This window comes from Paenibacillus psychroresistens (genome assembly GCF_009728935.1).
Lineage (GTDB): Bacteria > Bacillota > Bacilli > Paenibacillales > NBRC-103111 > Paenibacillus_AC > Paenibacillus_AC psychroresistens.
In genome coordinates this window covers 1564352-1578081 of the sequence record NZ_CP034235.1, presented here as the reverse complement: position 1 = coordinate 1578081, position 13730 = coordinate 1564352, and the positions used below count along the sequence as shown (strand labels likewise).

Here is a 13730-nt window from a genome sequence, read left to right as displayed (position 1 = left end):
TAATTATTATAATCCTTTGTCGCCCGCATTCTTCCTAGCGAATAATTCAAACATATTTCCGTAGAATGGGAATTTTAATCTGGCTCCGAACAAATTGATAATAAAACATCCAAAGTCTCTGATTGGTCTTGCGTAAGGTGTATTTAGATAAGGTTTATTAATCTCTAACATTACCATATTCATCTCTTCTAGTATTTTCCGTAATTCTTTATCCGAAATTAAAAAGTGTTTTATATCTTTTTCTAGCATGGGTAAGTCATTGAATAATTTGTAATAAATACTTGAAGTATTGGGTGCCGCTAAAAACGCTATAATACCACCTGGTTTTAGCATCTTATTTGAATAGGATAGGATTTCTAACGGTTCCATGTAATGAAGGCTGCCTCTAAATACAATAAGATCAAAGCTTCCTTCTTCACAAGCTTTAATATCAAAATTAATCCCTTTCTGGGTTGCCACACTTTTAGCATAATCTGACAATTCAATCCCATACTTTTCCCAGTCATCCCCGAATAATTCAGAAAATGTTCCTAAACCACAGCCAATATCCATAAGACGTCCCTTAGAGGGTAAAAACTTTTTTAAGCGACTATACTCTTGATTATACGTTTGAACACGCCACTTATATTTATTGCTAGTTGGATCTATATATGTACTAAAATCATAGTTGCCATCCAGTAATTCCTTCTGATTAAGCATTTTATTATTCCCCTTTCCTAATGAAAAATAAAGCACTACATATCCTCATCTTTTAATCTATGATACAATTTGTAACTTGTCAAGTAAAATATATATTTGACTAGATACGATTTGTATCATATATTAATGATATGTATTTCTAAAATTAGGGAAGTGAAAAACTTGAAAATCATAAAATACAAAATGTACGAAGCAGGATTAAATCGTTTTTTTGGACCGCTTGAATCGAAAGTAATGGAGCTTATTTGGGCTTATAATAAAGTGACCATTAAAACAATTCAGGATTCCTTAAACAAGGATAATAATTTGTCTTTTAACGCTATCATGACCGTTATGAATCGGTTAAATGAAAAAGGGCATCTGCACAAAAAAAGCTTAGGCAGCGGACGAAGTAAACTCACTTTTTATGAACCTATCCAAACTAAGGAGCAATTTATTGAAGAACAAACAAGGGAAGTTACTCATGGCTTAGTTTATGAATTTGGCGATCTAGTGCTGAATCAAATGATAGAGGCACTGGAAGATACTGACCCTGGGCTGATAGCTAAGCTGGAGCAAAAAATTGAAGACTTGAGAAGGAGAATCACCCCATGAATGTACAGCTTAAAAGCAATTTAATATTCTTATCCATTCTACTGTTATGTACCCTTGTTTTGTTAAACATGGGCTTATATATAACTCATACCTTATACGGCTTACAGTATACTTGGGGGATTTTTAACTGCCTCTTAAAGATAACTATAGAATTCTCTCAATTACATTTTCTCTTTCACATTGGCTCATTTATATTAATTATCTACACCTTCTTACGTGTATGTATTAGAATTTTCAAACAAATTACTTTGACCTTAAAATGGAATCGGTATTTTAACGAAAACGAACATAGTTTGTCATCTAAGCATATCAAAGCGAAGTATAGCCATTCCAATTCAGAAATATGTGTAATTGAACATCCAGGATTTATTGCTTTAACTATAGGGATATTCAAACCAAGAATCATACTATCCACATTTGTTTTAACTCAATTTGATGAGCAAGAAATTGAGGCAATCATCCTGCATGAACAATATCACTTTAAAAATTATGATCCTCTAAAAGTTTTTTTAGTAACCCTTATTTTAGATGCCATTAACTATATCCCCATCATAAAAATATTAGTACATCACTATAAAATATGTAAAGAATTAATGGCAGATCAATATGCCATTTCCAAAATGAATTCTTCCTTTGGACTAAGTAAAGCTTTGTTAAAAATAAATCGAATAAAAAAAAATATCCCCGTTTCAATTGGGATAGGTTTTACAAATTCGACAATGAATTTTAGAATCAAGCAAATTCTTGAACCCGAAAACTTAGTTTATTTTCCATTTGATTATATAAAACCGTTAATTAAATCTTTTATTATATTTGCATTAATGAGTCTCGTGTTTATCGGTTAGGCACTTGTACCTGTCCAGGTCAAAAAAGTGCCTATTCCCATACCTAAGCATGGAGTAGACACTTTATTCTGTAGTCTTTTTTTGGTGATTCACACCTATAATCTTATTTCGATTTCAACTCTTTTGCTATAATCTCCATGCCATAAGCTCTACCGATGGGACCAAATCCAAATGCAAGTGCTCCATTTATGCCATATACATGGCCTTGCTCTACTGCTTTCAGCTTTTTCCACACCTCGCTTTTTCCCCATTCATCGGAGAGAGCAGGCAACGTAGTATCCGTGTAATTGAAATAACCAAGCACTAGATGATCTGGATTTATGACACTCAGTCCTTCAAGTGTCAGTTCTGCTCCTTCACCTTTTGCTGCTTCTGGCGGTGTAAGGCCAAGCGCTTCATAGAATTGATCCGCATAATTCGTCCCTTGCAGATACATGTTTTTCTCCCTAACTTGAACAAAAGCAACAGTACCTTCTATACCGCTTAATTGCAGCTTCGCAGCCACTACTTTGGCAGCATACTCATCGATAAACTTCTGAGCATTTTCTTCCTGCCCGAGTGCCTCGCCGAACTTGGTAACGACTGCTTGCCAATCTCCCCAAACATTCGTCTTCTCTTCATCGATAAGTAGAGTCGGAGCAATCTGCGATAGTTCTTTTAGAATCTTCTCATTCGTAACAGTCCCCGCCAGGATCAGATCCGGCTCATATGCAAGCAATGCTTCCAAATTAACTTCCGTATTCTCGCCGACAAAAACCACTTCACTAAATTTATCAGCATAAGGCTTGTACTGCTCCGTATCCAAACTCGATTGCTTGGCAGTAAATGGCAGCGCTAAGCCAATCGATGGCAAATCAAAGGTCAATAAATCGTCCATTAAACCCCAATGCACCAGTGCCACTTTTTGCGGTTTCTTCTCAATGGTTAAAGGACCATTCGCACTGTCCACTGTCCGTGGAAAGCTGCCACCCACAAGTGCGCTTGCTTCCGGACTTGGACTGGCGGCATTATCAGTTACTACAGCAGTAGCCGCAGGTGTGTTAGGTGCAGCACTATTCTCAGTATTCGTTTCTGTCTTGTTAGAACATGCGCTTGCAATTATAGCCATAAACAATAAACATACAGCAAGCATCGGCATTAGCCGTTTATTCGTCTTGATTCTCATTTCAGTCTTCCTCTCACTAACCATGGTATTATTGATAACGATTTTCATTATCATTTAACAATAATATCATTACGGTTAATTTAGGCAAATAGAGGATTTCCCGATTTTAAGATGGATTATTTCCGCCAAGCTGTTTTACTGCTGTAGGTGCCAACCCTGTATGCTTCTTGAATAATCTACTGAAATAGTAGGCGTCTACATAACCAACGCTTTTGGCAATTTCACGTACCGAGAAAGAGGCAGTCATCAACAGCTCATAAGCCAAATTCATTCTATATTTAATTAAATAGTTAATTGGGCCCATCCCGGTGTATTTTTGGAACAAATATGAGAAGTACTTTGCCTTCATCCCATGCTGTTCCGCCAAACTTTCTAGTGTGAGTGCCTCCATATAGTGCTTCCGAATATAGTCAATCGTCTGCTCCATCATCGGCTGGCTTTCACTATTTTGCTGGTAACGCTCGGACAGAAGTGTTTTATTGAGCAGTCGATAAAATAATGTCTTTTTCTCCAAAAGCTCGATATTACCAAGACTTGTAGAAAGCCTGCGTAGCTCTTCCGTCATTTGCAGCAGTGCAGCATCCATATTGATATGCAACTCATTTACATTTACCATCAGTAAAGATTGTTTGGGATCTGGTACAATTGGCAGATAGTGTACCAAAAAATATTCAAATTGGGCAGTGTGCACAATAATTTCAAAATTCCGATTCAATCCACCAAGTATAGCTCTTCCGGGATACATAACATAGCTTGTACCATCATATCTAAAATCGGCCTCGCCTTTCAAAGCGATCAGCAAAGCGCAATGAGTCGTGGCCTTGTATTTATGCCCTTGATGAATACCCGAATCCAGAATAGATTGGTACACACCGAATACATCGATCGATACGCGCAAAAAATAAGCAGCCAATTCATCATACTGACTTTCCATACATGTGCCCCCTGCTTGTTCACTCAGGTATTATTATACCTATCCCCAAGTGAGTTTCGCAACATCAGCAACATGCAACAGAAAAAACATATAATTTACTAAAAACTATGCTTGTTTCATCGGCTATACTCTCACATATATCCGGATGAATTGCGTATCAAACAAGTCGATATGAATATGTTATCAAAAAATAAATAAAAACAGTGTTAAGATCCCATCATTCTCTATAAAGATGTTGTTAAGATTTTATATAAAGAAAGAAGCCTATAGATAAGGCTTCAATCTCAAATAAGTTACTATTCATCTGCTAGTCGATATCCAACACCCATTTCAGTCCATATATACCTTGTTTCAGCAGGTTTTTTTTCGATTTTTCGTCGTATATTTGCCATGAATACCCGAAGAGTCTTCGTATCATTGATTGAAGGTAAACCCCAAATCTCATCCATTATAAATTTATATGTTAAAACTCTTCCCGGATATTTAGACATAAGTGCTATCAGTTTGTATTCAATGGGTGTAAGGTGTATGGCTTCATTTGACAAAAAAACACGATGTTTTTCGAAATCAATTTTCAATTCACCTACTGTAAATAAAGTAGGATTTTGAGGTAGACTAAATTGATGCAAATGTCTAAATGCTACTCTAACCCGAGCCAAAAGTTCGCCTAAACTAAAGGGCTTAGTCAAGTAGTCATCTGCACCACTGTCTAAGGCATTCACTTTCTCTCGTTCAAGACCACGTACGGATACCACAATTATCGCCGCTTTAGTGACAGGACGTACCTGTTTAATAACATCTAGACCCTCCATATCTGGAAGATTTAAGTCCATAATAATTAGGTCCGGATGATGGGAAGAAACAAGTGAAATAGCTGTTTTACCGCTTTCGGTATCCAAGCATTTATACCCCTCGTAATTAAGCGAAACACATAGTAAATTCCGAATTGGTTTATCATCCTGGACAACAAGGATAATGGGTTTACGCTCCATAAATACCACTCCCTATACATAGAAACTCACAACTCTTTCCTATCAAAACATATATTCTTTATACAACTTCTTACGCAGAAACTCTCTGCCACGGTGAATTCTAGTTTTAATAGTTGTCACTGGCATTGCGACAATTACACTAATTTCGTTTAAGGAAAGCTCATGGAGGTATCTTAACACCACAATAGATTTATAATTATGTGGCAAGCTATCAATAGCTTTATAAACTAGTTCATGTGTTTCCTTTAGTAGAGCTTCTCTTTCGGGGTCTGGATTTTGACCAGGTGTTCTATCATACAGTTCTACTCCATCCCCATCATAGGTTCTGGCATCTAAAGAATATCTAAGTTTGCGCCTACGTAACCAATCTATGCATAAATTAATCCCAATTTGATAAATCCAAGTCGAAAACTTATGGACTCCATCAAACCTATCATAGTGTTTATAAGCCCTTAGAAAGGTTTCTTGTACAATATCTTCAGCATCCAATCTATTATTCAACATTCTGTAGCCGAGATTAAATAGGCTATCTTTATATAAAATAACCAATTGTTCAAAAGAATCGCGATCCCTATTGTGAGAAAGCTTGGCCAGCCGTAAGTCTATAATGTCCAAAGCTTTTACCCCCATCACTAGCTTACCTTTAATAAAACTTTAAAGTTGAAAAATCCACCCCTAATGGATTAGGAGTGGTTACACGAAAACTTACAATTTCACTTGCTTCAAAAGCTCGCGATTTAACTGGAATATATTCACTCTTGGTTCTCCAAAAATACCAAGCTGTCTGCTTTTACTAGTGTCATCAATCAATTTATTTAAATCCGTTTCTGCTATACCTGTCGCTTGACTGATTCGATGAACTTGAGCTTGTGCACCTGCTATAGAAAGATCTGGATCAAAGCCAGAGCCAGATGTAGTGACTAAATCGGCTGGAATATCTTTCAATGCCGAGTTCTCCAGCTTAAGCGCATCAACCTGTTCCTTGATTGCTTTTATATAATCGTCTGAAGCAACAGCTTTGTTGGATCCGGATGAGCTTGTGGGATTATAACCCGCAGCTGAGGACCTAGAGTGAAACAATTTAGGTGAGGTAAATTCTTGGGCGAGTAATTCCGAGCCCTGAACGACACCATTGGCTTCAACTAAACTGCCATTCGCCTGTTTCGGAAACAGTACCTGAGCAATTCCAGTTGTTACAAGCGGATAGATAAATCCACATATTACCAGTAGTACAACCGAGGTTCGTATTGCTATCCATAATAATTTCATATCCATTCTCCTTAGAGTTTTCGTAAGAAAACTAGCATCGTAAGCATTAACTTCAGGGCTTGCTTAAGCAAGCCAGCATCGTAAGCATTATCTTTATAAATTGAATTACACCAAACCATGGATGATCAAATCAATAATTTTAATGCCTAAGAAAGGAACAACTACACCGCCTATACCATAAACAAAAATGTTGCGAATTAGCAGCTTGTTAGCCGAAGAAGGAATATATTTCACCCCTCTCATGGCAACAGGGATAAGCAACGGAATAATGATCGCATTGAAAATTAATGCCGACAAAATCGCAGATTTTGGTGAATCCAAATGCATAATATTTAGCGATTGCAGCTGTGGTATGGCAATAATAAACATCGCTGGAATAATCGCAAAATATTTAGCAATATCATTGGCGATAGAAAAAGTCGTCAACGACCCCCTTGTGATCAACAGTTGTTTACCTATAGAAATTACCGACAACAGCTTGGTTGGATCCGAATCCAAATCAATCATATTCGCCGCTTCTTTTGCTGCCATTGTTCCGGAGTTCATGGCCAATCCAACGTCAGCTTGCGCAAGTGCAGGAGCATCATTCGTTCCATCACCAGTCATAGCTACCAGCTTGCCTTGCCCCTGTTCTCGCTTTATCGTTGCGATTTTATCCTCAGGTGTAGCTTCTGCAATAAATTCATCAACTCCAGCTTCGCGAGCTATGGTGGCTGCTGTTAAAGGATTATCTCCCGTACACATAATGGTTTTAATCCCCATTGCACGCAGCTCTGCAAACCGTTCCTTCAGCCCTGGTTTTACAGTATCCTTTAAATAAATTAAACCGAAGATTTGATCATTAACCGAAACAGCAAGCGGAGTTCCACCCTCTTTGGCAATACGATCTGATTTATCATTTAGATCATCTGGAACCTTGCCACCTTTAGCTGTAACATATTTCTTAATGGCATCGACAGCACCTTTACGAATTTCTGTCCCATCCGTAAGGTTTAAGCCAGACATACGGGTTTGGGCAGTAAAATCAACGATTTCTGCGTTTGCATACTCTTTCTCATCCCAATTCACATTCATTTTGTGAGCTAGCTCAACAATAGAACGTCCTTCTGGTGTTTCATCTTTAACAGAGGCTTGTAAAGCTTTAAGTGTGACATCATTTAAAGTTGCTCCTCCAACTGGGACGTACTCAGCCGCCATCCGATTACCGAACGTAATTGTTCCTGTTTTATCAAGTATCATGGTATCGATATCACCAGCAGCTTCAACCGCTTTACCTGACATAGCCAATACATTAAATTGTGTGACACGATCCATGCCGGCAATCCCAATCGCAGAAAGCAATCCGCCAATGGTAGTAGGGATTAGACATACCAACAAAGCAATTAAAGTTGCTATATCCAAATCCACATTGAGATATTTAGCCATCGGTACTATGGTCATAATGACAATCAAGAAAATCAAAGTTAATACGGCTAACAATGTTGTTAATGCAATTTCATTAGGCGTTTTTTGGCGTTTTGCCCCTTCTACTAAAGCAATCATCCTATCTAAAAAAGATTCACCTGGATCTGTCAGTACTTTAACGATGATAAAATCAGAAACGACACGTGTCCCGCCTGTTACAGATGAAAAATCTCCCCCTGATTCTTTAATTACAGGTGCAGATTCACCGGTAATCGCTGATTCGTCAATTGAAGCAAGTCCTTGGATAATTTCACCATCTGATGGAATTACCTCACCTGTTTCTACACGTACGATATCGCCTTTCCTTAATTCTGTTGAGGACACTTGTTTGAATGAACCATCTTTAAGCACCTGACGTGCGATTGTGTCTGATTTTGTTTTCCTCAATGTGTCCGCTTGGGCCTTTCCTCGCCCTTCAGCTATAGCCTCAGCAAAATTTGCAAAAAGCAAGGTAAATAATAAAATGAAGAACACCGCAATATTATAACCCTGCCCACCGGTTGTCGTGCCAAACGCATTTGGTGCTATCGATAAAATGAGTGTAATTAAAGTACCCACTTCAACCACAAACATGACAGGGTTTTTGATCATGACGCTTGGATTTAATTTTTTTATTGCATCCCAAATTGCACGGGTCACCATTTCTTTGGACATGGTTTTACTTCTTTCCTTAGCCATATAGAGCCTCCTAATTTAATGATACAAACCTAAATGCTCGGCGATTGGGCCTATTGCGACGGCTGGGAAAAAGGTTAATGCGCCGATGATGAGAATGACTAACATGAGAATGATTGTAAATAATGAAGTATCCGTACGTAATGTTCCCGTTGATACAGGCACCACCCGTTTAGTTGCAAGCGACCCTGCAATAGCCAACATAGCTATTATCGAGATATAACGGCCAACTAGCATAACAAGACCAAGAGCCATGTTATAAAAATTCGTATTCGTAGTCAGCCCGGCGAATGCAGAGCCATTGTTCGCTGCACCTGATGTAAAGTTATACAGTACCTCGCTAAGTCCATGAAACCCCGAATTCGAAATCGAATTAACTGATTCAGGTCGTGAAAGTGCAATTGCAGTCGAGACCAGAATTATAGCAGGGTGAATCAGCAAAGCAATCGAAGCCAACTTAATCTCCTTACCTTCAATTTTCTTACCGAGAAATTCTGGGGTTCGCCCAACCATCAAGCCGCATATAAACACCGACAGGATTACGTACATTAAACCATTTAATAATCCGACACCTTTACCGCCAAACACATTGTTCAGCATCATTCCCGCCATAGGAACTAGACCTCCGATTGGTGTGAGCGATTCATGCATATTATTAACTGAACCTGTTGTCGAAGCCGTTGTCGAAGCTGCAAAAAGTGCGGACTCTGAAAGCCCGAAACGTACTTCTTTACCTTCCATATTTCCATGAATTCCAAGCGATTGTAGTGCAGGTGTGCCTTTATATTCAGCAAAAAATACGGTACCGATCATGACAATGAAGATTAAACCCATTGCCGCAAAAATGGTCCAGCCTTGCTTTTTGTTTTTGATCATCACGCCGAATGCATACACTAATGCAGTGGGTAATAGCATCAAGCTGAGAATATGAACCAAATTCGTTAATGGTGTTGGATTTTCAAATGGATGGGCTGCATTCGTACCAAACCACCCACCACCATTCGTACCAATATGTTTAATCGATTCCAGTGAAGCAACCAACCCTCGCGTAATAGTTTGCTTGGCTCCTTCTAACGTAGTTGCATCCACTGCACCCATAAAGGTTTGCGGAACCCCTTGAAAAACTAGAAACAGTGCAACTAATATAGAAAGTGGTAAAAATACTCGTGTAATAGCACGCAGTAGATCAACAAAGTAATTTCCAAGGTTATCTTGCTTGCCAATCAGACCTCGGATAAAAGCTATTGCCAAGGCAAAACCCGTAGCAGCCGATGTAAACATGGGGAATATAATCGCAACCATCTGGGATAAATAAGATAATGAATTTTCACCGCTATACGACTGCCAGTTTGTATTGGTAATAAACGAAATCGCTGTATTGAATGCTAATGCTGTTGGCATATTCCCAATACCATCAGGATTGAGCGGTAAATACTTCTGCAGCCTTAATACAGCATAAAGGATCAGCAGCATGACTAAATTTGTGAGCAACATTGCACCCACATATTTTTTCCAACCCATGGCCTCTTTTTCGCGCACACCCATTAAACGATAAATTCCACGTTCAAAAGGTCCAAAGAAACGGTCCAAACCTGTTTTTTCGTAATTAAATACCTTTACTAAATAGTTACCTACCGGTTTAACAAGCAATAAAATGACAACCAGTGTTATTGCAACTTGTAGCAAACCCATGCCCATTGATAATTCTCCTCCTGTTAAAAATCTTCTCAACGATCCTTTTGATTAGGTAGTTAAAACTTCTCAGGCTTAATGAGTACAAAGCCCAGATAAAATACTAATGCAATTGCAATAATTCCAATCACAATCATGATGTTTCCTCCTCAAGTTCTTTCACTAAATTCCAAAAATCCCCAAAAACCTAAAAACATGATTAAAAATATTAAAACCATCACAAAATCGTTGTACATGCCACGTACACCTCCTAAAAAAGATAATACAAACGTTGACGATTATGCTTTACTATTTCCAATGCAACCAAAATCATGCAAGCTATCCATTAAAAAAGTAACATTTTCATTTGGATTAACGATAATTTCATTTGCCCCTAGTACTCGATAAATCATCCTCGGCATTAAACCATTTGAAATAATACGAATTGGACTTTTCGTCCACTTCCTACACATCAACAAGTATCTGCAGCATAGCGGAAGACTTCTCTCAAAAAGATAAATATTGCCAACAGGAAACTCAGGCTTCAACCATTCATAGTGATCAAATGTGTTAATTTGCATAATATTGATGATTCCTAATTCCTTCATCCGTTTATATTCCCTGGTGCTGTTCACCAATACGGCGAATGGGATCTCCAAAACCATTAATAAATGTATAAAACTCTTGCCTGCTTTATTGGGTGCAGACACAACCACTAAGCTTTGTTGCTCCTGCACGGTAATCTATTCCTTTCTGGTAAAGCAATTTTGCACAGCAAAAAACCACAGCACCATACTCCTGTGGTCGATCATCCGATCACAAGCTTCATCATCCTTCCTCACATACATCGCTTACGAGGTTAGCTGTCGGATTCGGGCGGTGAGAGTCGCCCTACTCATTACAAAATGTCATGTTCATTTTGTAATGTGATTCACCCCTGAGTACTATCTTGGCTCTCACACCAAGAATTGCACTCGTTTGGTTCCCCCATTTTCCATTTAGGAAATTCAGCATTAAGCATTCTGAAACTTAATTTTTTAAATCATAAGCTGTATCTTACTCTTGCAATTTAATCTTGTAAAGTTAGCCTCGCAGTCGAATTTGACAGATAAAACCTGTTTTAAACCAAAATACCGATTTTATATTTGTGAATGCTTATTTCTCTCTTGTTAGCTCATTTATGAATCGCTTTCAGAAGCTTTCTTGAAAATTACTACCTCTTTGCTCCCCCTGCCATCCTTTTTCAATTAATTTGCGATAAACAATGGAATAGTGAGTATAATAGAGCATACTGAAGATACATATTACTTTTAGCACCATAGATTGCCTTAAATTGACTTTGATCTATCTTTACATATTCGTAAACCAAGCGTAATATACAGTCCATGTTAATAATGGTTTTCCAATAAAAACGCTGAATTTTCTAGCACAAGGAAAACGGGGAATCCAAAAAAATCATGTTATTAAGGTGTTTGTACCTTACATTACATGATTTGGGGTGAATCCTAGGAGTTACTTTTGTAATTCTCTAGGTAGGGCGACTCTCACGCCCGAATCCGTCAGCTAACCTCGTAAGCGCATATAAGAGAGGCAACAGCTATCGTGAAATCGCATAGTTTATCTAACTATGTTTGATTAAGCCACGCAAAGAAGCCCTCATCTTGGGCTTCTTTTTTTGTTACCCTCTTATGAAAACTATTTTCAAAATAGGAAAGAAGGAAATGGAAATGAAAGATGAAGATATCAGCCGCCTTAAATTTATATTGTAAGACGAAATCCTCATCCTAATAATCAGATTTGTCTGGATTGGAGCGAATTATATTATGGGGTTATATGTCGAAGAATCAGGCCAAAAAAATAAAACAACGATTGTTTTTCTGCATGGCGAAGGAACAAGTAGTTGGATGTGGCGAGCTCAAATCGATCAATTAACTAATTACCACATCTTAGTTCTCGATTTACCTGAACATCGTGGCAGCATGGTTGAGGGAGCCTTTTCTATTGCTAACAGTGCTGAAAAAGTTGCAGAAATAATCCGGAAAAAAGCCCATGGAGGACGAGCACATGTGGTTGGATTTTCGCTCGGGGGACAAGTAGCCATCCAATTATTATCCATTGCTTCTGAGCTCGTTGAAAGTGCGGTAGTTAGTGGAGTATTGGTGAAATCTAATCTTGATAACAAAATTAGATTGTCCTTATTAGAGCTCTATGTGCTGTTTAAACATTACAATTTCTTAATTCGAGCTAAGTTTCGCAGATATGGAATCCCCGAGAAGTATTACGAAGAATTTAAAAAGGATTCTTTATTGACTACTCCTAAGTCACTTGAGAGGATACTAACAGAGAATTTCAATTACCGGGTTCCAGCTAATGCCTCAAATATACAATCACGTCTCTTGTTGCTTGTCGGAGAAAAAGAACCTGACATTATGTTTATGTCTAATTTGGACCTATATAAGGCAATTCCAGAAGCACAGGGATTTGTTGTCAGTGAAATGAACCACTTTTGGCCGCTCCAAGAACCTGCCTTATTCACTAAATCATTAAGAGCATGGATCGAGAATAAAGATTTGCCTAAAGAATTAATTAAAATGCCCTATTAAAATAATCAGCAGCTTTAAAAAATCACACCATTAATTAAGGAGTTGGAAAGTCCTCATGGACGATAGAATTGTCGGTATACAAATGTTTGAATTTGATGTGCCCAGTAGTTTTCATTATGAACAAGGCAGAATGGTAAATTGTCGCTATGGTCTGCTTAAAATTACCTGCTCCGGTCAAACTGGCTGGGGAGAATGCATCATGTCCATCAATGAAAAACATTTTGATTTAATCAAATGGTCCACATTTTTATATAAACTTAGAAAATTGACTATTCAAGAGGCACAGATAGCTATTGAGCTTAATCGAGCTTTGTGGGGCAAGGCTAAGACGGAGCTTGTAGAGATGGCGCTATTGGACCTGACTGCTCGCTTACAGAAAAAAAAGTTTAATGAATTGATCGGACTGGGAGTCGATCTTAATAAAGGTTCATCGATTCGCACTTTAGATATCCTACCTTCTAATTATAGTTTTAAGCAAACAGCTACTTCTCTGCTCGTTCCAAAAAGCATAACCGAGACCTGTCACATCCACCCTGGGTGCAAAGGAACCCTGTTGGAGACTGTTAATTATGCGCAAAGCTTACAACAAAAAGGCATTAAGTTGCTCATGCATAAAGATTACCTGATTGGTCCTGCTTGCTTGGCATGGCAGCTTGCTGCACTTGGTTTAGGAGCTGAATGGCTAGAAGTAGATGATTATTTGGAGCCGAGTCGTCTCACTCCACTCTTACCAACCGCATACGGTACGGGTTTTCAGCGTGATTTTCCACTATTGCTAGAAGAATCACAAGCTTATTTTGCCATAATCTAAGGGCTGTA

14 protein-coding genes and 2 riboswitches are annotated in these 13730 nt (G+C 38.3%); of the genes, 4 read left to right on the top strand and 10 right to left on the bottom strand.

The genetic code is table 11. The features are described from left to right. Positions 1-6: 6 nt before the first annotated feature. Positions 7-699, bottom strand: coding sequence for a class I SAM-dependent methyltransferase (locus EHS13_RS07155; protein WP_155699680.1), 693 nt, complete (start codon positions 697-699; stop codon positions 7-9). Between the two features lie 162 nt (positions 700-861). Here EHS13_RS07155 and EHS13_RS07150 point away from each other — a divergent pair, with 162 nt between their 5' ends. After that, positions 862-1293 (top strand): BlaI/MecI/CopY family transcriptional regulator, encoded by a 432-nt coding sequence (locus tag EHS13_RS07150; protein WP_227013821.1) that lies wholly within the window; start codon positions 862-864, stop codon positions 1291-1293. Next, positions 1290-2138, top strand: a complete 849-nt coding sequence (locus EHS13_RS07145) for a M56 family metallopeptidase (RefSeq protein WP_155699679.1) — start codon at positions 1290-1292, stop codon at positions 2136-2138. Before EHS13_RS07150 ends, EHS13_RS07145 begins: the two co-directional genes overlap by 4 nt. A 103-nt stretch (positions 2139-2241) precedes the next feature. Here EHS13_RS07145 and EHS13_RS07140 read toward each other — a convergent pair whose 3' ends face one another. The 9 genes from EHS13_RS07140 to EHS13_RS07100 form a co-directional block, all read right to left on the bottom strand. Continuing rightward, on the bottom strand, positions 2242-3303 hold the full coding sequence (locus tag EHS13_RS07140) for an ABC transporter substrate-binding protein (RefSeq protein WP_155699678.1): 1062 nt from the start codon (positions 3301-3303) through the stop codon (positions 2242-2244). A 106-nt stretch (positions 3304-3409) separates the two neighbouring features. Beyond that, positions 3410-4237, bottom strand: coding sequence for a helix-turn-helix domain-containing protein (locus EHS13_RS07135; RefSeq protein ID WP_155699677.1), 828 nt, complete (start codon positions 4235-4237; stop codon positions 3410-3412). A 296-nt stretch (positions 4238-4533) separates the two neighbouring features. Then, complete coding sequence (locus tag EHS13_RS07130; protein ID WP_155699676.1) at positions 4534-5229, bottom strand: response regulator; 696 nt, start codon at positions 5227-5229, stop codon at positions 4534-4536. 42 nt (positions 5230-5271) lie between these two features. Further along, a complete protein-coding gene (gene sigW / locus EHS13_RS07125; RefSeq protein WP_155699675.1) occupies positions 5272-5844 on the bottom strand; it encodes an RNA polymerase sigma factor SigW in 573 nt (190 codons plus the stop codon). 90 nt (positions 5845-5934) lie between these two features. After that, positions 5935-6498, bottom strand: a complete 564-nt coding sequence (gene kdpC, locus EHS13_RS07120; protein ID WP_155699674.1) for a potassium-transporting ATPase subunit KdpC — start codon at positions 6496-6498, stop codon at positions 5935-5937. Positions 6499-6603: 105 nt separating this feature from the next. Continuing rightward, complete coding sequence (gene kdpB, locus EHS13_RS07115) at positions 6604-8640, bottom strand: potassium-transporting ATPase subunit KdpB (protein WP_155699673.1); 2037 nt, start codon at positions 8638-8640, stop codon at positions 6604-6606. A gap of 15 nt (positions 8641-8655) precedes the next feature. After that, the gene (kdpA, locus tag EHS13_RS07110) at positions 8656-10329 is read right to left on the bottom strand and encodes a potassium-transporting ATPase subunit KdpA (protein ID WP_155705251.1); all 1674 of its coding nucleotides are present in this window, start codon (positions 10327-10329) and stop codon (positions 8656-8658) included. A 59-nt stretch (positions 10330-10388) separates the two neighbouring features. Beyond that, the gene (locus EHS13_RS37475) at positions 10389-10466 is read right to left on the bottom strand and encodes a potassium-transporting ATPase subunit F (RefSeq protein ID WP_155705250.1); all 78 of its coding nucleotides are present in this window, start codon (positions 10464-10466) and stop codon (positions 10389-10391) included. 141 nt (positions 10467-10607) lie between these two features. Continuing rightward, entirely contained in the window at positions 10608-11045 is a 438-nt protein-coding gene (locus tag EHS13_RS07100; protein ID WP_155699672.1) for a hypothetical protein, read from the bottom strand. A gap of 95 nt (positions 11046-11140) precedes the next feature. Continuing rightward, positions 11141-11331: riboswitch (cyclic di-AMP (ydaO/yuaA leader) on the bottom strand. 379 nt (positions 11332-11710) lie between these two features. Beyond that, positions 11711-11901, top strand: a riboswitch (cyclic di-AMP (ydaO/yuaA leader). Between the two features lie 230 nt (positions 11902-12131). On the opposite strand from EHS13_RS07100, the gene EHS13_RS07095 reads away from it, so the two are divergent. Together EHS13_RS07095 and EHS13_RS07090 are read left to right on the top strand one after the other, a co-directional pair. Continuing rightward, positions 12132-12911, top strand: coding sequence for an alpha/beta fold hydrolase (locus tag EHS13_RS07095; RefSeq protein ID WP_155699671.1), 780 nt, complete (start codon positions 12132-12134; stop codon positions 12909-12911). A gap of 55 nt (positions 12912-12966) precedes the next feature. Continuing rightward, entirely contained in the window at positions 12967-13722 is a 756-nt protein-coding gene (locus EHS13_RS07090; protein ID WP_155699670.1) for an enolase-like domain-containing protein, read from the top strand. Positions 13723-13730 lie beyond the last annotated feature (8 nt).

Excerpts from the sequence above, each read along its gene's own strand:
- EHS13_RS07155 (WP_155699680.1), bottom strand. The coding sequence starts at position 699 with ATGCTTAATCAGAAGGAATTACTGGATGGCAACTATGATTTTAGTACA.
- EHS13_RS07145 (WP_155699679.1), top strand. The coding sequence starts at position 1,290 with ATGAATGTACAGCTTAAAAGCAATTTAATATTCTTATCCATTCTACTG.
- EHS13_RS07140 (WP_155699678.1), bottom strand. The coding sequence starts at position 3,303 with ATGAGAATCAAGACGAATAAACGGCTAATGCCGATGCTTGCTGTATGT.
- EHS13_RS07135 (WP_155699677.1), bottom strand. The coding sequence starts at position 4,237 with ATGGAAAGTCAGTATGATGAATTGGCTGCTTATTTTTTGCGCGTATCG.
- EHS13_RS07130 (WP_155699676.1), bottom strand. The coding sequence starts at position 5,229 with ATGGAGCGTAAACCCATTATCCTTGTTGTCCAGGATGATAAACCAATT.
- kdpC (WP_155699674.1), bottom strand. The coding sequence starts at position 6,498 with ATGAAATTATTATGGATAGCAATACGAACCTCGGTTGTACTACTGGTA.
- kdpB (WP_155699673.1), bottom strand. The coding sequence starts at position 8,640 with ATGGCTAAGGAAAGAAGTAAAACCATGTCCAAAGAAATGGTGACCCGT.
- kdpA (WP_155705251.1), bottom strand. The coding sequence starts at position 10,329 with ATGGGTTTGCTACAAGTTGCAATAACACTGGTTGTCATTTTATTGCTT.
- EHS13_RS37475 (WP_155705250.1), bottom strand. The coding sequence starts at position 10,466 with ATGATTGTGATTGGAATTATTGCAATTGCATTAGTATTTTATCTGGGC.
- EHS13_RS07095 (WP_155699671.1), top strand. The coding sequence starts at position 12,132 with ATGGGGTTATATGTCGAAGAATCAGGCCAAAAAAATAAAACAACGATT.
- EHS13_RS07090 (WP_155699670.1), top strand. The coding sequence starts at position 12,967 with ATGGACGATAGAATTGTCGGTATACAAATGTTTGAATTTGATGTGCCC.